The organism is Bradyrhizobium lupini, from assembly GCF_040939785.1.
GTDB lineage: Bacteria > Pseudomonadota > Alphaproteobacteria > Rhizobiales > Xanthobacteraceae > Bradyrhizobium > Bradyrhizobium canariense_D.
This window is the reverse complement of the sequence record NZ_CP162553.1, coordinates 6389612-6412110: the sequence shown is the minus strand read 5'-3', so window position 1 is coordinate 6412110 and position 22499 is coordinate 6389612. Positions and strand designations below refer to the sequence as shown.

The window sequence follows — 22499 nt, the reverse complement described above, 5'->3', positions numbered from 1 at the left end:
AGCTACTCCGGCACCTCAGCCCATCACCGCGCGAGCGCGCTTGCCATGGAAATATTGCCTCAGCCAGGGATGCTGCGAGGCCTGCATGTCGGCGATCGACCCTGCCGCAATGATCTTACCGTTGCCTAAAACGGCGATGCGGTCACATGCTGTGTAAAGGCTATCGAGGTCGTGGGTTACCATGAAAACGGTCAGCCCCAAAGTACGCTGCAGAGTCCTGACCAGTTCGTCGAAGTCGCCGGCGCCGATCGGGTCCAGGCCCGAGGTCGGCTCGTCCAGGAAGACGAGATCCGGGTCGAGCGACAGCGCGCGCGCCAGCGCCACGCGCTTGATCATGCCGCCCGACAGTTCCGAGGGAAAGCGATCGGCGACCTCAGGCTTCAGACCCACCATGGTGAGCTTGGCGATCGTGATCTCGTCCATCAGCCGCTGCGACACCCGCAGATATTCGCGCATCGGAAACTGGATGTTTTGCCGCACCGTGAGCGAGGAGAACAGCGCGCCCTGCTGAAACAGCACGCCCCAGCGACGCTCCACGTTGCGACGCTGCGACGTATTGGAGGCATCCAGGTCGACGCCGAACACCTCGATGCTTCCTGCGACCTTAGGCACGAGGCCGATGATCGTGCGTGTGAGCACGGATTTGCCCGCGCCGGAAGGGCCGACGAAGCCCAAAATCTCGCCGCGCCTGACGTCGAGGTCGAGCCCGTCGAGCACGCGCGTCGCGCCGAACTGCACGGTGATGTCTCGGACGCGAATGATCGGGTTCTGAATTTCGGGAGCCATCGTCACATCCCGATCGCGGCGAAGAAGATGGCGAACACGCCGTCCATGACAATGACGAAAAAAATGCCTTTCACGACAGACGACGTCGTGTGCTGCCCGAGCGATTCCGCGCTGCCCTGCACCGCGAGCCCCTCGACGCAGGCGACGATGCCGATCACCGCGGCCATGACAGGTGCCTTGACGATGCCAACGATGAAATGGTCGATCGAGATAGCGTCGCGCAGCCGCAGCAGGAAAGCCTCCGGCTGCACGCCCCCATAGAGCCAGGCGACGAGGCCGCCGCCATAGAGCGCGGCCATCGCGCCGAGGAAGGCCAGGATCGGCAGCGCGAGAACGAGCGCGAGCATGCGCGGCAGCACCAGCACCTCGATCGGGTCGAAACCCATGGTGCGCAGCGCGTCGATCTCCTCGCGCATCTTCATCGAGCCGAGTTCGGCGGTATAGGCGCTGCCCGAGCGGCCCGCGACCATGATCGCGACCAGCAGCACGCCGATCTCGCGGAGCACCAGCACGCCGAGCATGTCAACGACGAACAGGTCGGCGCCGAACCTGCGGAAATGGAAGATGCCCTGCTGGGCGATGATGCAGCCGATCAGGAAGGTGATCAGCACCACGATCGGCACCGCGCGCCAGCAGACCTGCTCCAGATGATGCACGGTCGAGGTCAGGCGGAACGAGCGCGGATGAATCAGGGTGCGCGCGACCGCCGCGAGCACCGCGCCGAGCATGTCGACCAGGCCTGCGACCGTGCCGGCAACACCGGCCACGGCCCGGCCGATCTGCTCCAGCATGCCGGTGATGGTGATCGTGCTGGCGTCGATGACGGGCGTCGCCCTGACCCGCCGCACCTCGTCCACGAGGCTTGAATAATTGGCGGAGAGGCCGGCGATCTGCGCCTCGACGGCGCCCTGCGTCAGGCTGCGGCGCAGCCGCTCGATCAGCCAGGCACCAAAGGTGTCGAGCTTGGAGACCTCGGAAACGTCGATGAAGATGCTTTGCGGGCCGCCGGCGAGCTTCTCGGCGTCAGCCACCATCCGCTCCAGGACCGGCGCGAAGCTCGCGGTCCAGGTTCCGGTGGCGCAGAGTGCCAGCGCATTGCCCTTTGCAATCCGTTCCAGCTTCGGATCGCCGTTCAAGATGTCCGCTCCCGTGCCGGGGCGCGAGAAACGGTTGAAATCAGATGGTTGCGCACGCGCCCTTACCCGGAGAAGGTATCCCCAACTGGTTAACCTTAGTTGCTAGAGGTAACCAGCAGGTTCAGATTTCGCCAGAGTTCAAAATGACTTCCAGCAAAGTTCCTGCCCTCGCTGCGCGAATCGAGCGCTTTCCCATCGCAGGCAGTTTCACCATCAGCCGGGGCGCCAAGACCGAGGCCGTCACCGTTGTGGCCGAGGTCCGCCGGAAGGGCCTGACCGGCCGCGGCGAATGCGTGCCCTATCCCCGCTACGGCGAGACGCCGGAGGCGACCCTTGCCGCCATCAAGGCCATGCAGGACGCCGTGGCCGGCGGCCTCACCCGCCAGGCCCTGCAAGCCGCCATGCCGCCCGGGGCGGCCCGCAATGCCCTGGATTGTGCCCTGATCGATCTGGAAGCCAAGGCGGCCGGATTGCGGGCCTGGAGCGTGCTCGACCGCCCGGCGCCGGGCGAACGCACCACGGCTTACACGATCTCGCTGGACACGCCCGAGGCCATGGCGGCGGCGACTGCCAACGCGGCGCACCGGCCGCTGCTCAAGATCAAGCTCGGCGGCGACGGCGATCCGGAGCGGATCACGGCGGTTCGCGAGGCGGCGCCCGAATCCGAGTTGATCGTGGATGCCAACGAGGCCTGGACCGAGGCCAATCTGGAGCAGAATCTTGCGGCCTGCGAGGCCGTCGGCGTCACCTTGGTCGAGCAGCCGCTGCCCGCGGGCCAAGACGACGCGCTGGCGCGGATCAAGCGGCCGCTGGTGGTTTGCGCCGACGAGAGCGTGCACGACCGCACTTCGCTCGCAGCCTTGCGCGAGCGCTACGACGCCGTGAACATCAAGCTCGACAAGACCGGCGGCCTCACCGAGGCGCTGGCCATGGCGGACGCCGCGCAAGCGCTCGGCTTCGAGATCATGATCGGCTGCATGGTCGCGACCTCGCTGTCGATGGCGCCTGCGATGCTGGTGACACCGCAGGCGCGCTTCGTCGATCTCGACGGCCCGCTGCTGCTGACGCGCGACCGCGATCATGGCCTGCGTTATGATGACAGCCTGGTCTACCCGCCGGACTCGTCGCTCTGGGGATGAGCTTTCAGCCGGTGCCGCGCCGACCAGATCACAAGCGCACCCACACCGGCCATCGCGGCCATGACGCAATACAGGCCGTCGCCGATGCGGGCGTAGACCGCGCCCGACGCGATCGAGGTGGTCGCACCCAGCAGCCCGTTGCACGCGGCGTAATAGCCCTGCCCCCGCGCGATCTGATGCGACGGCACGCGCTGCACCAGCAGACTCATCGTGCCGAGAATGGTCATCCCGAAGGTGAGGCCGTGGCCGAGCTGCACGACCACGAGCAGCGCGAGCGGCGGGTCGTACGCGGTGACGACCCAGCGCACGACCGCGCTCGCGCCCCCGATCGCCATCAGCGAGGACGGGTGCAGCGAGAAGCGCGGCGACAGCGCGAACACGACGATCTCCGCGATCACACCTAACGTCCAGAGGCCCGCGATCGTCAGCCCGCCGAGGCCGTGGGCCTGCCAGTTGATGGCCGAGAACGTATAGTACGCGACGTGACTGCCCTGGATCAGCGCGGCCGAAACGATGATGGCCCAGAAGCCGGCATCGCGCAGCAGCGCCTTGCCGGCGTGCACCGTTGTCGTCCGTCGCCTGACGTCGTCGAGCGGCTGAAGCAGCATGCCGGCGGCGACCGCAACCCCGGCCCAGGCGACGATGACCCAGATCAGATCGCGCGCCGCGATGTGGTCTACGAGATAGCCGCAGGCGAGCGAGCCGACCGCGAACGCTGCCGAACCCCACAGCCGCACCGGCCCGTAATCGAGCCCGTAGCGGGCGACGCCACGCAGCGCATAGGCGTCGGTCAGCGGCATGGTCGGCGTCCACATCATGCAGGTCAGCGCATAGATCAGGAACAGCGCCAGCGGCTGCTGCTGCAAGCCGACCGCCGTGAACCCGATCGCCGTCGCCAGCACCGACACCATCATGCCGGCGCGAATCGCATGTCTCTTTTCAGCAAAGGCGGTGATCTGCGGCAGCGTGGTGAAGCGCGTGATCGCGGGCAGCGCGTTGATGAGGCCGATCCAGGCCGCGTCGATGCCGATCGCCTTCAGCCAGACCGGAAAGAACGGCAGATGCGTTCCCGACACCGCGAACACGGCCGAATAGAACAGCGCGAGGCTCACGGCGAATCGCCGCTTCTGAGATGCTGCGATGGGGATTTGTGATTCGGGTGCCATCAAACCAATTGCGATTCGGTCGATATCGTGATGATCGTTACTGTAACGCGCGGTGATTTGCGCGACGAGATTGACATGGCCAACGAAGCATTCGCCCTCTCGCCTATGTCTGCCCGTGCGGCCGAGCCGAACGAGCAGGATTACGACGCGATCCGCGAAGCCTTCATGGAGACCGCGCGCGGCCGCTGGTTCCTCGGCGAATACGCCAAGCGCAACCGCAATGCCGATACCCGCATGGTGCTCGACGCGGTCGCGAAAATCGAAGAAGCCCTTGCGGCACAGCGCCAACCCGTCGTCGAGGACCGCCTCCCCGAAGCCTTGGTCGCCATCCGGCACGCGATTCGTGAAGCCGAGACGATCGCAATCGCGGCGTTCGATCCTGCTGCGATCGAGGCGAGCCTCGCACCGATCCCGCGCGGCCTGCGCATCATCAAGGAGATCTCCTGGCGCTGGCGCGAGATCGGTGCCGACGGCCGAATCTGCGACCTGATTGATTCGCAGCTCGCCTCGATCGAGGCGGCCTGCGCGCAGGTTTCGACCATCGACCCCCGCGCCGACCTCAAGGCCGCATTCGATCTGCTCAAGGACCGGATCGACCAAACCGACGCTGACGCAACACCGCAGGCCGCGCGCCCCTCGCCGGCTCCGGTGCAGGAGGCACCGTCGTCCGCTGCGGAAGCTCCGCTGGCGGAGGCCGCGCCCGCGGCGATGGCCAGCGAAGCACCCGTGGCTTTTACGGAGGCGCCGCAAGACATCGCAGAGGCGATCGAGCCCGAAGCCGCCGTGGAAGCGGCCGGAATCGTCTCCGAGGCCTTCTCCGTTGCCGAGCAGGCGACGGACGCCGCGCTCGAGCCGGAGACCGTCGCCGAGAGCCGGATCGCGCCTGAAGACATCGCTTTTGAAGAGCCGGCCACTGAGGCTTTCGCGGAGGTGACGGACGAATTTTCGCTCGATGCCGCCGCCGAAGCCGAGGACGAAGCCATCCTCGAGGCCATCGCGCTGGAGATGGCCGCGCCCGACCCCGAATTCGACGAGATCATCGAACCGGTCGAGATGGAAGCGACCGTTCCGGAACCGGTGGTTGCGGAGGCTGCAGCGCCCATCGCAGCGGAGATACCGGAGCCGGCCGCAGCCGAGCCAGTCGCCGCCGCAGCGGTGGTGGAGGAGCCCGTAGAGGAAGCGCCGATCGCGATGGAATCGCTGGCGCGCCTCACCAACGCCATTGCGGAAGCCGCCGCCGAAGTGATGGAGCAGCCGGCGCCCGTCATGGCAGCATCCGCGACATTCGGCGCGGCGCAGGCCACGACGCTCCCGATGACGTCGCCGGTTCCGGAAGCTTCGCTTGGCGCCACCATCCTCGCCAGCGGCATCCTGCAAAAGCCCCGCGCCGCCGCCAACGATCCCATGGCGCCAATCCGCCGCATGACCCAGGCCGAGAAGATCGCGTTCTTCTCGTAAGGGGATGCGGCCTCCTCCGTCTCGTGTCCCGGACAAGCGAAGCACAGATCCGGAACCCACGAGCCACAGCTTCCGTCGCCACATGGCCCCGGCTCTGCAGCGCACCGTCGAAGAGACGCCAGGCTGCGTCCGCCGCACGAGAGCGGAATGAGGAAAACACTCTCTCCTCAACGTCATTGCGAGCGCAGCGCGCTCCGCTCGCAATGACGGATGCTCAGCCGATCACCCGCAATTCCACACCGCACCGATCGGCGTCCGCGTCCAGCACGGCCCAAAACTGCCGCCATTGTAGCGGCCGCCGCCGAAGCCGGGCCGGCCGAAATAGCGCCACTCGCCGTCCCAGCCGTAATATTGGGGGACCGGATCGATATACCAATGGCGCCGGTCGCTAGGCGACATCCGCCGCATCGCTTCCTTCTGCTTGTAGAGCGGAATGCTGTTGCTCAGCGGCTGGCGATAGCCCGGCAGGAAGCCGTAACCATGCCAAGCTTGCTTGGGACGCTTTTGGATCGAAGCAGCCGGCGCGACAGCCGGCAGCAGCGATAGGACGATAGCGACAGATAGACATAAAAAGCGTGACATGGATGGACGATAGACGGCCGCTTGCGGAATGACCATTCAATTTCGAGTGCCAAGTAACAAAGCCCTCACGAAACCGAATAGCAGATCGAGCGGCAGGAATCCTATTGATTAAGGGCAAGGAAACATGATTGGCGAAGTGATTGTCATTGGCGATCTGCAATTGCGTGACGGCGCCTCTGTCGACGAGCACGACCGGCTCGGCGCGCGCATGTACGACATCGTCAGTCGTCTTCCCGGCTTTGTATCGGTCAAGTCGTTCAAGGCCGACGACGGCGAGGAGCTCACCGTGTTCCGTTTTGCCTCTGAGGAAGCGCTCGAAGCCTGGCGCACCCATCCCGAACATGTCGAGACGATGAAGCGAGGACATGCCGAATTCTACGCCAGCGGCTTCCTGCAGATCTGCAAGGTGATCCGCGAGGTCGGACCATTCGAGCACGCGTGACGCCGTCCCGCATCGTTCGATCGTGCGCTGCTAGCTGATCACACCCTTCCTGATCAGGAAGCATCCGTAACTGCTGCTGTCGCCGACCTGCACGACGCCAAAGCTCGCCGCCGCCGCGCGATAAAAATCCGGCCGGGAGAGTTTTCCGGGCGTGACGGGCCGGCCGGCGGCGCGTTCGATCTCGGCGAGCACCGCGCGCTGCACGTCGGGGACGCGGTCGGGATCGTCGACCGGCATCATCACGCGGACCGGATCGGGATCGAAATCGTCGAGCGGATAGACCGACATGATGGCGCGAATCGCGGTCTCCATGCTCATGCCTGGCAACTGGATCAAGCGCTGCGAATGCGTGCTCTGCGCGATGCGCGCCGAGGGGTGATTGGCATCGACGAAAGCGAGATCGTCGCCATGGCCCATGGAAGCCAGCAGCCAAAGCAGGTCGGGCGTGAGGATCGGATCGATCGATTTCAGCATGTGACGGACTGTCCTCCCATTGGGCGCCCACCTCGGCAGGTCCAAGCGTGATTCAGATCACGCAGCCTACCATGGTGATGGGAATCACGGACATGAAACTCGAACGCGGCCAAGTTTGCCGGCAACCAATCTCGTATCGAGATCAGTGCCAAAGGAGCACGCCATGTTCCGCCTAAAACCTTTCCTGATGACGGCTAGCCTGCTGGGGAGCCTGTTCGGCTTTGCCTGCGGCCCAGTTTCCGCGCAAGTCGCCCCGGTCGAGCCGGCCCGCACCGCGCTGCAAGGCCCGGAACAGCGTGTCGCGCTGGTGATCGGCAATTCGAACTATCAGAACGCGCCGCAGCTCGCCAATCCGGACAACGACGCGGAGTCCATGGCGAAGTTCCTGAACTCCGCCGGCTTCGAAGTGGTCGCCGCGACCGACCTGACCCAGAACGACATGCTCCGCGTCGTCCAGGACTTCTCCGCCAAAGTGTCGGCGCGTGGTCCGAACACGGTGGCGATGGTCTACTATGCCGGTCACGGCGTGCAACTCGCCGGCGAGAACTACCTCGTTCCGGTCGACGCCAAGGTCTCGAGCCAGACCGAACTCGTCAACAACTCCGTCCGCCTGGTCGACGTGATGTCGACGCTGGAGACGATCCCGAGCCGTATGCGCATCGTCATCCTCGATGCCTGCCGCAATAACCCGTTCCCGAACGTGAACGATGCCGGCCGCGGCCTGGCCATCGTCGATGCCCCGAACGGCTCGATCGTCGGCTACTCGACCGCGCCGGGCGCCGAAGCGCAGGACGGCACCGGCGGCCACAGCCCCTACACGCAGGCCTTCCTGAACGTCGCGCGCGAGCCCAACGTGCCGATCGAGCAGCTGTTCAAGCGCGTGCGCCTCGAAGTGAACCAGACCACCAGCGGCGCGCAGATCCCGTGGGAGAGCTCGTCGCTCACGTCCGACTTCACCTTCTTCGGCGACACCGCGGTTGCCGCCAGCCGCGCACCGGTGAATGCGCCTGTGGTGCAGATGGCCTCCAATCTGCCGAGCCGCTCGACGCGCCAGGCCTATGACTACGTCGTGTCCGAAGCACGGCCGGAGTACTATCAGGAATTCATCACGATGTATCCGCACGACCCGCTGTGCGATCACGTCCGCTGGCTGCTCAACAACCTGCTGCTCACGCAGGCCTGGCACAAGGCGGTGCTCGCGAACTCGCCGCTCGGCTACAAGAACTTCTACGACAGCTACGGCAACACGCCCTATGCGCAGGTCGCGCTGAAGCTCCAGATGCAGCCGAAGCAGATCCCCTTGATGCAGGCGACCAAGTTCCTGGCGCCGCAGAATATCGCCCCGACCTTCAAGATCGGCAATCTCGGCCAGCCCAAATACATGCCGCTGCAGCAGGGTAATGGCGGCGCGCAAGTGAACGGCAATTTGCCGATCGTGCAGAAGTCGGGCGACAATAACGGCATCGGCAAGCTCGGCAATGGCGGCCAGATCGTCAACCTGCCGGCGGGCAACAACCAGCCCAACCAGCAGAACGGCACGCCGTCGCAGACCCCGGGCAAGATCGTGACCCTGCCTGCGCCGACCAACACCACCAACAACAATGGCGGCATCGGCAAGATCGTGACGCTGCCTGCGACCAACAAGACGCCGAATGGTACTGCCAACGGCACAACCAGTGGCAATCCTGGCAAGATCGTGAGCATGCCGGTCAATGTCGGCAAGGGCGGCACGACCATCGATACGAAGCCCGTCAACGTTCAGACCCAGAACAACCCGATCCGCATCAACAACGGGGCGAAGATCAGCAACAACCCCGTGAACAAGGTGCAGGTGCAGAACAACAACCACCCGCAGTTCAATGAGACCAACCGGATCGTCAACAACGGCAGCAACAACTTCCGGCAGTCGATGAACCAGAGCCAGGGTGGCAACGGCGGCAACAACCACCGCGGCTTCATGCACTGATCGCGGTCGGCCACACACGACAAAGGGCAGAGCGGTGACGCTCTGCCCTTCTTGATGTCAGAAGATTGATTATCAGGCCACCAGCTCGGCAAACAGATCAGCGTCGACATTGCCGCCGGAGAGCACGATGACGACATTCTTGCCGGCAACATCAAGTCGTCCCGCAAGCAGCGCCGCCAGGCCGACCGCTCCGCCCGGTTCGACCACGAGCTTCAGCTCGCGATAGGCAAAGGCGACGGCCGCGCCGACTTCCTTGTCCGAGGCGGTCACGCCGCGCGCGAGCAGCTTGCTGTTGATCGCAAAGGTCATCTCGCCGGGGATCAGGGCCATCAGCGCATCGCATATGGTGCGGCCGGCGGGTGCGTGCGGCTCGCGATGGCCCGCGGTCAGCGACAGGCCGTGATCGTCGAACGCGTCGGGCTCGGCCACCACGATCTCGGCCAGCGGAAAACGCGCCTTCACAGCCGTTGCAACGCCGGCGATCAGGCCGCCGCCGGAGGCCGGGGCGACCACGATGTCGGGGCTGAGACCGAGCGCCGCCATGTCCTCGGCGATCTCGCGGCCGGCGGTGCCTTGACCGGCGATCACGAAGGGATCGTCATAGGGCCTGACCAGAGTCGCGCCGCGCTTCTCGGCGATGCCGCGCGAGATCGCCTCGCGGTCGTCGCGGTCGCGGTCGTACAGCACGACCTCCGCACCGTAGGATTTGGTTCGCTCGCGCTTTGACAACGGCGCATCCGCGGGCATCACGATGGTCGCCTGCATGTCGAGGATCTTTGCCGCCGCCGCCACGCCCTGGGCGTGGTTGCCGGAGGAGAACGCGACCACGCCGCCGGCGCGCTTGTCCTGCGGGATCGAGGCGACCTTGTTGAAGGCACCGCGAAACTTGAACGACCCGGTGCGCTGGAGCATCTCCGGCTTGAGATAGACCTTTGCGCCGACACGCTCATTGAGCACGGGAAAGGACAACAGCGGGGTGCGGACGGCGAAGGGTGCGATCACGCGTGCTGCGGCGTCGATATCGGCAGGGCCGATCGGGAGAAGCTGTTCTGTCATGCCTGATGTTATCGCGCCGGATGAGGCGCGGGCAAGGCATCTCCGGGCGAGGGCTTCTTCCCCTCAGGCGACGAATCGCGCCGGTTCTGCCCCGTTCCGGCCGGGCATCACGCCGACGGCCAAAATGCTGTCGACAAAAGCCCGGGCCGAGGCCTCCCAGGTGTAGTTGGCGGCGAATTCCACGCAGTCCTGCCGGCAGATGTCGAGCGCGGCGAAGCAGGCGCTGCGCAGATCGTGATCGAGCGCGCCGACCGGCGCATCGCCGATCACGTCGCGGGGCCCCTTCACCGGAAACGCCGCGACAGGCAGGCCGCTCGCCAAGGCTTCGAGCAGAACGAGGCCGAACGTGTCGGTCTTGCTCGGAAACACGAAGACATCGGCGGCCGCGTAGATGTCCGCCAGCTCCTCGCCATGCTTTTCGCCGAGGAAGATCGCGTCCGGATAGGCCTCCTCCAGCGCGACACGCGCCGGGCCGTCACCGACGATCACCTTGGTGCCGGGCAGCTCGAGGTCGAGGAACGCCTCGAGATTCTTCTCCACCGCGACCCGACCGACCGAGAGGAACACCGGCGCCGGCAGGCAGAGATCGATCGCGCGGGGATGGAACAGATGGGGGTCGACGCCGCGCGGCCACAGCACGACATTGTCGAAGCCGCGCTCGGTCAGCTCACTGGCGAGCGCCGGCGTCGCCGCCATCACGGCGCGGCTGGGGCTATGGAATCGGCGCAGCGCCCGCCAGATCAGCGAGCCCGGCACCGGCACGCGGGCGCGGACATATTCGGGAAAGCGGGTGTGGAAGCTGGTCGTGAAGGGCAGCTTGCGCTGCCGGCAATAGCGGCGGACCATCAGGCCGATCGGCCCCTCCGTCGCGATGTGGATGCTGTCCGGGCGCGCCTCTTCGATCAGCTTCGCGATTCTGCCCGGGCGCGGCATGGCCACCCGCACGTCCCGATAGCTCGGCATCGCAAAGGTGCGGAACGATTGTGGCGTCAGGAACGAGAATTCGACGTCGAGACTTTTGGCGGCGTCGGCAAGCTTGGTCAGCGTCCGAACCACACCGTTGACTTGCGGGTGCCAGGCGTCGGTCGCGACCAGGATGCGCATCAGGCTGCCTTTCATGCAGCTCTGGCTGCGACCTGCGGGACCTGTGCCGGCTTCTCGGCCTGGTCCGCCCAGGTGATGATCTCGAAATGGCCGTCGTCGTGCTCGACCAGCGCCGTACAGCTCTCGACCCAGTCGCCGCAATTCATGTAGCGGATTCCGCCCTCGTCGCGGATCACCGCGTAATGGATGTGGCCGCAGATCACGCCGTCGGCGTCGTGGCGCCGCGCTTCGGCGGCGAGCGCCTGCTCGAACGCGCCAATATAGTTGACGGCGTTCTTGACCTTCTGCTTGGCCCATTGCGACAGCGACCAATACGGCACCTTGAACATGCGCCGGAAGAAGTTGACGAAGCGATTGAGCTGGATCGCGAAATCGTAGGCCTTGTCGCCGAGATGGGCGAGCCAGCGTGCGTTCTGCACCACGAGGTCGAAGATGTCGCCATGGATGACGAGATACCGCTTGCCGTCCGCGCCGGTGTGGACGGTGTTCTCGACCACGTCGATGCCGCCGAAATGCGTGCCGTAATAGTTGCGCAGGAACTCGTCGTGATTGCCGGGGATGTAGATGACCTTGGCGCCCTTGCGCGCCTTGCGCAAAAGCTTCTGGACGAGGTCGTTATGCGATTGCGGCCAATGCCAGCTCGATTTCAGCGCCCAGCCGTCGACGATATCGCCGACGAGATAGATCGTGTCGGCATCATGGAAACGCAGGAAATCGAGCAGAAGATCGGCTTGAGAACCGCGGGCTCCGAGATGAACGTCGGAGATGAACAACGTGCGAAAGCGCCGCTCCGGGCTCTCGTCACTCACATCGTAACTTCCCATGCGCCAGCCTGTAACAATGTCCCGTGACAGGGGGATGACCAATCGAACCTTTGAGGCACCCTCAGATACGAATCGCGCTTGCCTCGCCCACCCGCGAATATCAGTCGCATGCGACAATCAGGCGACATGGCGTCGCAGCGCCCTCCGCAAGAACCCGGAGCTGCATGGCGGGAGGGACTAGCAGTGGCGCGCTCGCGACCGGCGTTCAGTAAAATTTATGGAAATGATGGATCGGGCCGTGTCCGTGGCCGACGCTGAAGCGGTCGGCGGCGGCGATCGCCGCGCTGATCCAGGTCTTGGCGTTGCGCACGGCGCGCTCGAGATCTTCGCCTCTGGCGAGCCCTGCGGCGACCGCCGAGGACAGCGAGCAGCCGGTGCCATGGGTGTTGCTTGTGGCAACGCGCGGCGCGGCGAGCGCGATCGTGGTGCTGGCATCGACGAGATAATCGATACTCTCGGCGCCCTCGCCGTGGCCGCCCTTGATCAGGACCGCACGACAGCCGAGCGCCAGCAGCCGGCGCCCCTGGCTTTCGATCTCGGCCTCGCTGGCCGCGACCGGCTCGTCGAGCAGAGCCGCGGCCTCGGGCAGATTGGGTGTGATCACCGAGGCCAGCGGCATCAGCTTGATGCGCAGGGCATCGACGGCATCGGACGCGAGCAGGCGATCGCCCGACGTCGCCACCATCACGGGATCGAGCACGATATGCCCGGGCGCCCAGCGCGACAGCGCGGCCGCGATCGCATCGATGCTGGCGGCTTGCGCCACCATGCCGATCTTGACCGCGCCGACCTCGAGATCGGAAAACACCGCGTCGATCTGCGCGGTGACGAATTCGGCGGGCACGGCGTGAATGCCGGTGACGCCGCGGGTGTTCTGCGCCGTCAGCGCCGTGATGGCGGAAGCGCCAAAAACGCCGAGCGCGGCAAAGGTCTTCAGGTCGGCCTGGATGCCGGCGCCGCCGCTCGAATCGGAGCCGGCAATGGTCAGCGCTACGGGTGTCGTCATGGGGCGCTCTTCAGCGTTTTCGAAGCCATGGCCCGTCCTAGCGCGCCTCTCCCAGCCCAGCAAGTTCGCTTGCTAAATCCGGCCGGGTTTGGCCTATTAGCCGTCAGATATGCTTTCGGAGTGACCGCGATGGTTCCCTTTTTCGTCCAGATCAAATGCAAGCTCGGCCAATCCTATGTGGTCGCCAATGCGCTTGCCGAAGCCGAGATCGCCTCCGAGATCTATTCCACGGCCGGGCAATACGACCTGCTGGTGAAGTTTTACGTCGACAACGACACCGATATCGGCCACTTCGTCAACGAGAAGGTGCAGGTGCTGCCCGGCATCCAGGACACCCTCACCATCATCACCTTCAAGGCGTTTGGCGCGAGTTGACCGTCCGAAAAAGGGCAGGCCCGATCAGGAGCCGCCCTCCTTGCGCTTGGGACGCGGCGGACCGTCCACCGGCGGCAGCGATTTGAGATAGTCCGCCATCGCCGCGAGATCGTCGTCCGGCAGTTGCGAGGTGTTCTTGATCACCCGCGTCATCGCGCCGCCGACGCTGTCGCCGTCGGGCAATTCGCCGGTCTTCAGGAAATAGGCAATATCCTTCGCGCTCCACTCGCCAAGGCCCTTCTGGGTGATGTTGGGCACCCATCCCTCGCCTTCCGGATTGGGGCCTCCAGCGAAGCGTTGTGCGGCGGTGATGCCGCCAAGCGCGTTGCGCGGGCTGTGGCATTCCGCGCAATGGCCAAAACTGTTGACGAGATAGGCGCCGCGATTCCACTGCGGTGACTTCGCGCTGTCGGGGACGAAGGGCTTGTCGTCCAGAAATAAGAATTTCCAAATGCCGACGTTACGCCGGATGTTGAACGGAAAGCGCACATCGTGGTCGCGCACCTTGCCTGCGACGGCCGGCAGCGTTTTCAGGTACGCAAAGAGATCGAGCACGTCCTCGCGCCTGGCGTGCTGATAGGACGTGTAGGGAAAGGCCGGAAAATAATGCTGTCCGTCGGGCGAGACTCCGTGCATCACCGCATTGACGAATTCGGCCTCGCTCCATTTGCCGATGCCATCGGTCGGATCGGACGAGATGTTCGGCGCGTAGAACGTTCCGAACGGCGACTTGATCGCGACGCCGCCGCCGAGCCTGAGACGATCGGGCTGGTCGGGGACGGCATGGCATGAGGCGCAGCCGCCGGCGTTGAACATCACCTGGCCATTGGCAAGATCAGGGACGCGGGCAGGCGCGGTGCCGACGGCCGCCCCCACCGGCGCGCTGAGCCACCAATAGACGCCGGCTGTGGCGAGTGCGGCGAGCAGCGCCACGGAGATTGTTCGTCGCAACATGCGGTCCTTTCGTCATCGCGGCGAAGCTTATGACCGATGTCCTCGCGGCTCCAGCCACGAAGAATTTAGCCCACCGCGGCCTGAAACGGGAATAAACTGCAATGCCGGCTGTTGGAAGTTTGGCAGCCCAAACGGGTTCAGCAGGGAGAAAAATCATGAACAAGATCGTCATCGCCATGTCAGTGCTTGGCGCCGTTGCTTTTGCGGGTTCGGCCAGCGCGGAAAAGCTGAAAGCAACGCTCGACGCCAAGTCGGAGGTCCCCGCAACGACCAGCAGCGGCACCGGAACGGCCGATCTGGATTACGACGCCGCCAGCAAGAAGCTGTCCTGGAAGGTCACCTATTCCGGCCTGTCCGGCCCTGCCACCGCCGCGCATTTCCACGGACCTGCCGAGCCCGGCAAGAACGCCGGCGTTGCGATCCCGATCCCAGGCGCTGCGACCAGCCCGGCCGAGGGCTCGGCGACGCTGACCGACGCGCAGGCCGCCGATCTGCTCGGCGGCAAACTCTACGTCAACATCCACACCGCGGCCAATCCGGGGGGGCGAGATCCGTGGTCAGGTGACGAAGTAAGCTTCGCACAGACCAACAAAAGGGGCGGCTGCTTGCGCAACCGCCCTTTTCGATTCCGCGTAGCGCTGGCGCAGGCGTCACACCTCAGGTTCGGCTGCGTTCAGCGCCTGCGCGAGGTCGGCGATCAAATCCGACGGGTGCTCGATGCCGATCGACAGCCGGATCGTGGAATCGAGCACGCCGATCTTCCGGCGGATGTCGGCGGGGACGCCGGAGTGGGTCATGGTGGCAGGCAGGCTCGCAAGCGACTCCGTTCCACCAAGGCTCACCGCCAGCTTGAGGATTTGCAGCGCGTTGAGGAATTTCATGGCGGCGGCCTTGCCCCCGACGATGTCGAACGAGAACGTGGACCCTGCCCCCGAGCATTGCCGCGCAAACACAAGTCCGTCCGGCGACGCCGCGTCGTGATGACCGAGATAGTGCACCTTGGCCACTTTGGGATGATCGCGCAGATAGTCCGCCACGAGGCGCGCATTCGCATCCGCCTTTTCCATGCGCAGGCTCAGCGTCTCGAGCGAGCGGTTGATCATCCAGCAGGAATGCGGATCGAGCTGGGTGCCGATGGCGCCCCGCAGCGCCTTGATGCCTTTCACCACCGCCTTCGCGCCGAGCGCGGCGCCCGCAATCAGATCTGAATGACCGCCGACGTATTTCGTGAGCGAGTACAGGGAAATATCGGCGCCGTGCTCGATCGGTCGCTGAAACACCGGCCCGAGCAGCGTATTGTCGCAGGCGATGATCGGAACGTGTCCTTGCGCCTTTCCGATGGTGTCGGCGACACGCCGCATCATCGCGATGTCGACCAGCCCGTTGGTCGGGTTGGCCGGGGTCTCGATCAGGATCATCGAAACCCGGCCCTTGCGCATCGCCTCCTCCGCGGCCTGGCTGACCACGGCTTCATCGACGCCATCGGCGAAGCCGACGGCGCCGATCGACAGACGCGCAAGCGTATTCGTCAGCAGCGTTTCCGTGCCGCCGTAGAGCGGCTGGGAGTGCAGAATGACGTCGCCGGGGCGGACGAACGTCAGGATCGTGGTCGCGATGGCCGCCATTCCGGATGAGAACAGCGCACAGCTCTCGGTGCGCTCGTAGATCGCGAGCCTGTCCTCGACGATTTCGCTGTTGGGGTGATTGAAGCGCGAATAGACCAGGCCTGCGCCCATCCCTTCCGGCGGCTCACGCCGGCCGGAGACGAAATCGAAGAAGTCCTGCCCGTCCTCGGCCGTCTTGAACACGAAGGTCGAGGTCAGGAACACCGGCGGCTTGACCGCGCCTTCCGACAATTGCGGATCGTAGCCATAGGTCAGCATCAGCGTTTCCGGATGCAGCATATGGTTGCCGATGTGCGTCTTAGACGGGAACGGTTTTACCATGGCTTGTCTCGCTGTTGCTGATTGAGGCGCTCGCCGCGGGTTGGAACTCCTGATGTCGTGACGCAGTCAGGAGAGAGATGCGTCAGCGTCAAAAGCTCACGCCAATGCCGCGGCGGCTGGAGCAAAGATAGCTGCTCCGGCAGCGATCCGTCAGGCCTTGCGGATAGAATTTCCAGCAGCGCTGCGCGCCGACATGAAAAAAGCGGCTGCTTTCGCAACCGCTTTTTCCCGATTCCCAGTAGCCCGGATGGAGCAAAGCGCAATCCGGGCTACGAATCTTTTTCTTCCGTCAACCGTTCTTCACACGAAACGTCTCGTGGCAGCCGCCACATTCCTTGCCGACCGCGGGGAAATTCGCCTTGAGCGAGTCGAGATCCTTGATCTTGCCCTTGGCCTCGCCGACGACCTTGGCGAAGCTCGCGACCTTGGCATCGAACCCGGCCTTGTCCTCCCAGATCTTCGGCGAGGCGCTGTAGTCGCCGTCGGGCTTCATACCCTTTGCGCTCGCCGGAAACAGGTGCGGCAGCTTCTTGGCGGTGTCCTCGAACTGCGCCAGCGCGCTGTCCACAGTGGCCTGATCATAGGGCTTCTCGCCCTTGACCATGGCCGCCACTGCGCCGGCGTTCTTGCCGTTGCCCTTCATGAGAGTCTGCACTTCCTTGACGGAGTCCTGTTGTGCCCAAACCGCGCCCATACCGAGCAGGAGCGCACCCCCAACCACCAACACTCGCTTCATTCGCAAAATCCCTTTCCTTGATGCAGGATCGTGCTGACCCCTCAATGGGCCAACACCGCTCGGCAGATTTCATTCCCGTGGAAGATTGTCACAGGCTGTGACGGCGATGGTGCTCGTTGATGGCGATCCACACCCGTTCCGGGGTCGCCGGCATGTCGATGTGGTCGATCTTGTATTCGCGCCACAGCCCGTCGACGATGGCGTTGACGACCGCCGGGCAGGACCCGATCGCACCGGCCTCGCCCGCGCCCTTCACCCCCAGCGGATTGGTCTTGCAGGGAACGTTGGCCGTCTCGAACACGAAGGCCGGGCCGTCCGCCGCGCGCGGCAGCGCGTAGTCCATGAAGGTCGCGGTGACGAGCTGGCCGTCGCCCGCGCCATAGACCACCTGCTCCATCAGCGCCTGGCCGATGCCCTGCATGGCGCCGCCATGGACCTGGCCGGCCAGCAGCAGTGGATTGAGCGTCATGCCGAAATCGTCGACGATCACGTAGTTGACGATTTTGATGATGCCGGTGGCCGGATCGATCTCGACCTCCGCCACATGGGTGCCGTTGGGATAGGTGCCGTCGGCGCTGGCGAAGGTCGCGCTCGCGTTCAGCTTCGAGGGATCCGCGCCGGGTCGCTTGGCGAGATCGGCGAACGAGATCGAGCGGTCGGTGCCGGCGATGCGCACGATGCCGTCGGTGATCTCGAGGTCGCCGGCGCTGGCTTCCAGCGCCTGGGCCGCGATTTCCTTCAGCTTCTGCCCGAGCTCGCGGGTCGCGCGCTCGACGCTGACACCGCCCGACGGGATCGAAGCCGAGCCGCCGGTGCCGAGGCCCGTGGCGATCATGTCGGTGTCGCCCTGGTGGACGTGCACGCGCTCGGGCGCCACGCCGAACTGCTCGGCAACGATCTGCGCATAGGCGGTCTGGTGGCCCTGCCCGCTCGACTGGGTGCCGATCAGGACCGTGATATCGCCATTGGGGTCCATCCGCACATTGGCGGTCTCCTCGCCCATGGTGCCGCAGACCTCGACATAGCTCGCAAGTCCGATGCCGCGGATCAGGCCGTTCTTCTTGGCCGCCTTGGCGCGCTTGCCAAACTCCTTCCAATCGGCGATCTCCATCGCGCGCTTCAGATGCGCGGCGAAGTCGCCGGAATCGTAGACTTTGCCGGTCGCGGTCTTGTAGGGCAGCGCCTTCGGCTGGATGAAATTCTTGCGGCGGATGGCATCCACCGTCATGTCGAGCTTTCGCGCGCAGGCGTCCACGAGACGTTCGATGACGTAAGCAGCCTCGGGCCGCCCGGCGCCGCGATAGGCATCGACCGGCACGCTGTTGGTGAAGATGGTGCGCACCCGGCAGTGGAACGCCTGGATGTCGTAGAGGCCCGGCAGCATGCCGGCGCCGCCATGCGGGATATAGGGCCCGAAGGTCGACAGATACGCGCCCATGTCGCCCATCAGGTCGCAATCCATCGCCAGGAACTTGCCGTCCTCGGCCAGCGCCATCTTCGCGGTGGTGACGTTGTCGCGGCCCTGCGCGTCGCCCATGAAATGCTCGGTACGGTCGGCGGCCCATTTCACCGCCTTCTTCAGCTTTCGCGCGGCGACTGCCAACAGGGCGTATTCCCGATAGGGAAACAGCTTGGTGCCGAAGCCGCCGCCGACGTCGGGGCAGATCACCCGCATCTTGTCGGTCGGAATGTTGAGCACGTTCTGGCAGAGGATATCGCGCAGGCGATGGCTGCCCTGGCTGCCGACCGTCAGCGTCAGATGGTCGCGCTTGGCGTCGTATTCGCACACCGCCGCGCGCGTCTCCATGAAGTTCGCGACCACGCGCGGATTGACGATCGAGATCTCGGCCACCGCATGCGCTTTGGCAAACGCCGCTTCGGTCGCTTTCTTGTCACCGATCGAGACGTCGAACAGCACGTTGCCGGGCTTGTCCGGCCAGACCTGCGGCGCGCCCTTCTTCACGGCATTGACGACACCGGTCACCGCCGGCAGCGGGCTCCATTTGACCTCGATCGCCTCGATCGCGTCGCGGGCCTGGTCGATGGTCTCGGCGACCACGAAGGCGATGGAATCGCCGACATGGCGCACTTCGTCCTTGGCGAGGATCGGGTAAGGCGGCCCGGTGAAGGGATCGGTCTCGAGATTGAACAGGCAGGGCAGATTGCCGAGATCCCCAACGTCGTCGGCGGTCAGGATCAGCGCGACGCCGGGAAGGGTGCGGGCGCGGCTCGCATCGATGGTGTATTTGGCATGCGCATGCGGCGAGCGCAGCATCAGGGCGTGAAGCACGGCCTGCGGCGCATAATCGTCGGTATAGCGGCCCTTGCCGCGGATGAGCGCGTCATCCTCCTTGCGCAACACGCTTTGGCCAACGCCAAACTTGATGGGAGCCGCCATTTTTCTCGTCCCGTTTCTCATGGTTGTTTTGCCGGCATATTGCCGTGGAAAAACTGGCAAGGCAAACGGGTTTAGCCATGCGAAAACCGTCCAGCGCCCTCACCTGTCAGAGCAGGATGGAACGGGAGCGCCGCAACTCGGTCATTTCGCCGTGAGGAACGGTCCGCTTGATGGCATGATAGTTGCCGAACCCGCCCGCAGTGCACGCCTGAGAACAAGCAGCCGTGCTGACGGCTGCTTGCTCGCAAAGCGCATCTCCGCTTCGGATGGCTCATCAGTTACATCCCCCCGCGGCTCCATAGATCTCTGGCGTGATCCCTCAGCCTATCGATAGCCCGTTCCGGCGAGATGTAGTCGATCTCGCCGCGCGTCAGGCCGATATCCATCAGCTCCCGGTCACTCAGGTCCCGCAAGGCGATTTGTGGGCCCTGCCGCCAGCGCCAGTCCTGGAGCGCACGCCAGTATCGCGCGAGCAAGCCTGGGATGCTCCACGTCGAGGCAAGCTCGAGGGGGAGCCTCTCCGGCTCGGATGTCATGATCGTCTGTTGGGGTGGCATGGGACGCTCCTGCTGTTGTGCCGGCAGGGAAGCGTGGCCAAACAAAAGGCCCCGTCCGATGCCGGCGGGGCCTGGTGAAAAGATGTCGTCGTCGAATTTCTAGCGCGCGACTCCTTCCACGGCCCGGCCGAAGCGGGTCATGTGGTTGCGGTTGAGTTTGCGCACTGATTTGATCATGCGCTGCGATTACCATAGCAATCGCGCAAAATCAAGAGATGTGTGGAGGTCGGTTGCACGCTGGAAGCGAGCCCCTTACTCTGGCGCTTTCTTGCCCCTACACACGCCTCAGGACTTCGTCTGCTTCGCTTCCACGTATCGTGCGAAGTTGTCGAGGATTGCCTGCCAACCGCCTTGCTGCTGCTCGACCGAGTGCGTCGATTCGCCATCGAAGACCACGCGAACCAGAATGCCCTTCGGGCCGGGCACAAACTCGACTTCGGCATTTCGCTCGCCGAACGCGTATTCGATACGCTTGTGCTCGACGATTTTCGTGTAGGTACCGGCGAAGTCAAAGCCCATGCTGCCGTCCTTGGCCTCCATGCGCGATGAGAAGACACCGCCTTCTCGCAGGTCGACGGTCGCCTTGGTCGTATGCCAGTCGTCGGACGCGGCGTTCCACTTCATGATGTCGGCAGGCGTCGTATAAGCGCGCCAGACCTGATCGATAGGAGCTGCTACGTTGGTTTCGACGGTGATCCTCATAAACAGTGCTCCTGGTTCGAATTTTGCCGGCTCGAGGTGACGGCATCACGTCAATTGTGCAGGGTCCATCCGCCGCACTTCCGAGATGTGTCCATCCAAGGACGATCGAGACTGGCCCGTGCCGACAAGCTCGAGCCGTCAATGCGTTGAAAATATGAAAAAGTTAACCCCGCACCAGTGAGACCAGCCAGCGGCGCCCGAACAGCGCAAGGATGGCGAGCGCATAGACGATCGTACCTCCGACGGCCAGCAGAAGCAGCGTCAATTCGTCCCGGAAGTGCATCGAGCCCAACGAAGGACTGCTGAAGCGCGCGATGAGCCAGAAGGCGGCGGCCAGGATGAGCCCGGTCAGCAGGAATTTGGCGAGCGACAACAGCCAGGCGCGGTCCGGCACGAGAAAGCCTCGCCGCACCGCGAAGAACAGCACCAGTAGCAGGTTGGTCCAGACGCCGACGGCAGTGGCCAGCGCAAGCCCGATCTGGGCCAGCGATCCCATCAAGGCAATTTTCAAGGCGACGTTGACCGCGATGCCGGTCAGCGACGCCCGCACCGGCGTCGCCGTGTCCTTGCGCGCGTAGAAGGTCGCGACCGCGCTGCGGATCAGTACGAAGGGGATCAGGCCGATGGCATAGGCCGCGAGCGTGGCGCCGGCAGCGGCGGCATCGGCTTTCGAGAACGCACCACGGGCGAACAGCGCGCGCATGATCGCGTCGGGCACGGTGAGGAAGGCGGCCACGAACGGCACCGAGAACAGCAGCGTGAAATCGAAGGCGCGGCGCTGCGCCTTCATCGCACCGTCATGGTCGTTGGCCGTGATCCGCCGCGACATCTCCGGCAGCAGCACCGTGCCGATGGCAATGCCGATCACGCCGATCGGGAGCTGGTTGAGACGGTCGGCGTAATACAGCGCCGACAGCGCGCCCGCCGGCAGGAAAGTCGCGATGATGGTGTCGGCAAACAGCGCGAGCTGCGTGCCCATCGAGCCCAGCGTCGCCGGCCCGAGTGCTTTAAAGAATGCGCGGACGTCTTCGTCGAGCTTGAGCGGCGCAAAGCGCGGCAGGCCGCCATGGCGGGCGAGATCGCCGGCGAGCAGGAAATACTGCAAAAAACCCGAGATCAGGACACCCCAGGCGGCAGCGTGGCCCGCGCCGGGAAACCATGCGGCGAGCGCCAGCGTCATCATCATCGAGATGTTGAGGAAGATCGACGCGGCTGCGGCGCTCGCGAAGCGCTGCATCACGTTGAGCATGCCGCCGTAGAGCGTCACCAGCGTGATCAGCAGCAGATAGGGAAAGGTGATCCGGGTCAGCTCGATCGCGAGCTTGCGCTGCTCGGCGTCCTCGGAAAAGCCGGGCGCCAAAATGCTCATGGCCTGCGGCATGAACACCCAGGCGACGATCAGCAGCACCACCTGCGAGGCCAGCAGCAGCGTGAAGATGCGGTCGGCGAACAATCTTGCCGCCCCCTCCCCGCGCTCACCGTGCACGTGCGCATAGGCCGGCACCCAGGCGGCGTTGAAGGCGCCCTCGGCGAAGATCGCACGGAAATGGTTGGGCAGCCGCAGCGCCACGAAAAAGGCGTCGGCCACGGGGCCGGCGCCGAGAATCGCGGCAAGCATGATGTCGCGGGCAAACCCCGTCAGCCGCGAGAGCAGCGTGTAGCCACCAACCGTGAAGATACGTCCGAGCATCG

General features: G+C 64.7%; 21 protein-coding genes and 1 pseudogene. 6 read left to right on the top strand and 16 right to left on the bottom strand.

All coding sequences use genetic code 11. The features are described from left to right. Positions 1-15 precede the first annotated feature (15 nt). On the bottom strand, positions 16-786 hold the full coding sequence (locus AB3L03_RS30505) for an ABC transporter ATP-binding protein (protein WP_027518968.1): 771 nt from the start codon (positions 784-786) through the stop codon (positions 16-18). 2 nt (positions 787-788) lie between these two features. After that, positions 789-1922 (bottom strand): ABC transporter permease, encoded by a 1134-nt coding sequence (locus tag AB3L03_RS30500; protein WP_204511765.1) that lies wholly within the window; start codon positions 1920-1922, stop codon positions 789-791. A 143-nt stretch (positions 1923-2065) separates the two neighbouring features. Here AB3L03_RS30500 and dgcA point away from each other — a divergent pair, with 143 nt between their 5' ends. Next, positions 2066-3061 carry an N-acetyl-D-Glu racemase DgcA gene (dgcA, locus tag AB3L03_RS30495; protein ID WP_368507611.1) on the top strand — a complete coding sequence of 332 codons (996 nt, stop codon included), beginning with the start codon at positions 2066-2068 and terminating at the stop codon, positions 3059-3061. Here the strand turns inward: dgcA and AB3L03_RS30490 are convergent. Continuing rightward, positions 3031-4227, bottom strand: coding sequence for an MFS transporter (locus AB3L03_RS30490; RefSeq protein WP_368507610.1), 1197 nt, complete (start codon positions 4225-4227; stop codon positions 3031-3033). The two genes, dgcA and AB3L03_RS30490, sit on opposite strands and share 31 nt — an antisense overlap. Before the next feature lie 75 nt (positions 4228-4302). On the opposite strand from AB3L03_RS30490, the gene AB3L03_RS30485 reads away from it, so the two are divergent. Continuing rightward, positions 4303-5685 (top strand): hypothetical protein, encoded by a 1383-nt coding sequence (locus AB3L03_RS30485; RefSeq protein WP_162496464.1) that lies wholly within the window; start codon positions 4303-4305, stop codon positions 5683-5685. Between the two features lie 222 nt (positions 5686-5907). On the opposite strand, the gene AB3L03_RS30480 is transcribed toward AB3L03_RS30485, so the two are convergent. Then, entirely contained in the window at positions 5908-6267 is a 360-nt protein-coding gene (locus tag AB3L03_RS30480; RefSeq protein ID WP_039800124.1) for a hypothetical protein, read from the bottom strand. Between the two features lie 124 nt (positions 6268-6391). Between AB3L03_RS30480 and AB3L03_RS30475 the strand changes: the two genes are divergently transcribed. After that, entirely contained in the window at positions 6392-6709 is a 318-nt protein-coding gene (locus AB3L03_RS30475; protein ID WP_007602028.1) for an antibiotic biosynthesis monooxygenase, read from the top strand. A 30-nt stretch (positions 6710-6739) separates the two neighbouring features. On the opposite strand, the gene AB3L03_RS30470 is transcribed toward AB3L03_RS30475, so the two are convergent. Beyond that, positions 6740-7183, bottom strand: coding sequence for an RbsD/FucU family protein (locus AB3L03_RS30470; protein WP_018457525.1), 444 nt, complete (start codon positions 7181-7183; stop codon positions 6740-6742). Between the two features lie 163 nt (positions 7184-7346). Between AB3L03_RS30470 and AB3L03_RS30465 the strand changes: the two genes are divergently transcribed. Beyond that, complete coding sequence (locus AB3L03_RS30465; protein WP_368507609.1) at positions 7347-9149, top strand: caspase domain-containing protein; 1803 nt, start codon at positions 7347-7349, stop codon at positions 9147-9149. Positions 9150-9221: 72 nt separating this feature from the next. On the opposite strand, the gene AB3L03_RS30460 is transcribed toward AB3L03_RS30465, so the two are convergent. The 4 genes from AB3L03_RS30460 to thiD all read right to left on the bottom strand — a co-directional run bounded on the left by AB3L03_RS30460 (position 9222) and on the right by thiD (position 13139). Continuing rightward, the gene (locus AB3L03_RS30460) at positions 9222-10205 is read right to left on the bottom strand and encodes a threonine/serine dehydratase (RefSeq protein ID WP_018457523.1); all 984 of its coding nucleotides are present in this window, start codon (positions 10203-10205) and stop codon (positions 9222-9224) included. 63 nt (positions 10206-10268) lie between these two features. Continuing rightward, a complete protein-coding gene (locus AB3L03_RS30455; protein WP_247412173.1) occupies positions 10269-11309 on the bottom strand; it encodes a glycosyltransferase family 1 protein in 1041 nt (346 codons plus the stop codon). An 11-nt stretch (positions 11310-11320) separates the two neighbouring features. After that, a complete protein-coding gene (locus AB3L03_RS30450) occupies positions 11321-12133 on the bottom strand; it encodes a UDP-2,3-diacylglucosamine diphosphatase (RefSeq protein WP_007602023.1) in 813 nt (270 codons plus the stop codon). A 205-nt stretch (positions 12134-12338) separates the two neighbouring features. Next, on the bottom strand, positions 12339-13139 hold the full coding sequence (thiD, locus tag AB3L03_RS30445; protein ID WP_085394499.1) for a bifunctional hydroxymethylpyrimidine kinase/phosphomethylpyrimidine kinase: 801 nt from the start codon (positions 13137-13139) through the stop codon (positions 12339-12341). A gap of 129 nt (positions 13140-13268) precedes the next feature. Between thiD and AB3L03_RS30440 the strand changes: the two genes are divergently transcribed. Continuing rightward, positions 13269-13514 (top strand): Lrp/AsnC family transcriptional regulator, encoded by a 246-nt coding sequence (locus AB3L03_RS30440; RefSeq protein WP_007602021.1) that lies wholly within the window; start codon positions 13269-13271, stop codon positions 13512-13514. A 24-nt stretch (positions 13515-13538) separates the two neighbouring features. Here the strand turns inward: AB3L03_RS30440 and AB3L03_RS30435 are convergent, their stop codons facing one another. After that, entirely contained in the window at positions 13539-14468 is a 930-nt protein-coding gene (locus AB3L03_RS30435) for a cytochrome c (protein WP_085348821.1), read from the bottom strand. Positions 14469-14623: 155 nt separating this feature from the next. On the opposite strand from AB3L03_RS30435, the pseudogene AB3L03_RS30430 reads away from it, so the two are divergent. Then, positions 14624-15041 (top strand): annotated as a pseudogene (locus AB3L03_RS30430) (CHRD domain-containing protein). 77 nt (positions 15042-15118) lie between these two features. On the opposite strand, the gene AB3L03_RS30425 reads toward AB3L03_RS30430, so the two are convergent. The 6 genes from AB3L03_RS30425 to murJ all read right to left on the bottom strand — a co-directional run bounded on the left by AB3L03_RS30425 (position 15119) and on the right by murJ (position 22497). Then, complete coding sequence (locus AB3L03_RS30425) at positions 15119-16414, bottom strand: cystathionine gamma-synthase family protein (protein ID WP_085383979.1); 1296 nt, start codon at positions 16412-16414, stop codon at positions 15119-15121. 289 nt (positions 16415-16703) lie between these two features. Next, positions 16704-17150: a cytochrome c gene (locus AB3L03_RS30420; protein ID WP_085383980.1), complete on the bottom strand. Its 447-nt coding sequence runs from the start codon at positions 17148-17150 to the stop codon at positions 16704-16706. An 88-nt stretch (positions 17151-17238) separates the two neighbouring features. After that, positions 17239-19548: a xanthine dehydrogenase family protein molybdopterin-binding subunit gene (locus tag AB3L03_RS30415; protein WP_368507608.1), complete on the bottom strand. Its 2310-nt coding sequence runs from the start codon at positions 19546-19548 to the stop codon at positions 17239-17241. A gap of 278 nt (positions 19549-19826) precedes the next feature. Next, complete coding sequence (locus AB3L03_RS30410; protein WP_085348852.1) at positions 19827-20105, bottom strand: DUF1127 domain-containing protein; 279 nt, start codon at positions 20103-20105, stop codon at positions 19827-19829. Between the two features lie 285 nt (positions 20106-20390). Beyond that, the gene (locus AB3L03_RS30405) at positions 20391-20807 is read right to left on the bottom strand and encodes an SRPBCC family protein (protein ID WP_085348818.1); all 417 of its coding nucleotides are present in this window, start codon (positions 20805-20807) and stop codon (positions 20391-20393) included. 163 nt (positions 20808-20970) lie between these two features. After that, positions 20971-22497 carry a murein biosynthesis integral membrane protein MurJ gene (gene murJ, locus AB3L03_RS30400; RefSeq protein ID WP_354264249.1) on the bottom strand — a complete coding sequence of 509 codons (1527 nt, stop codon included), beginning with the start codon at positions 22495-22497 and terminating at the stop codon, positions 20971-20973. Positions 22498-22499 lie beyond the last annotated feature (2 nt).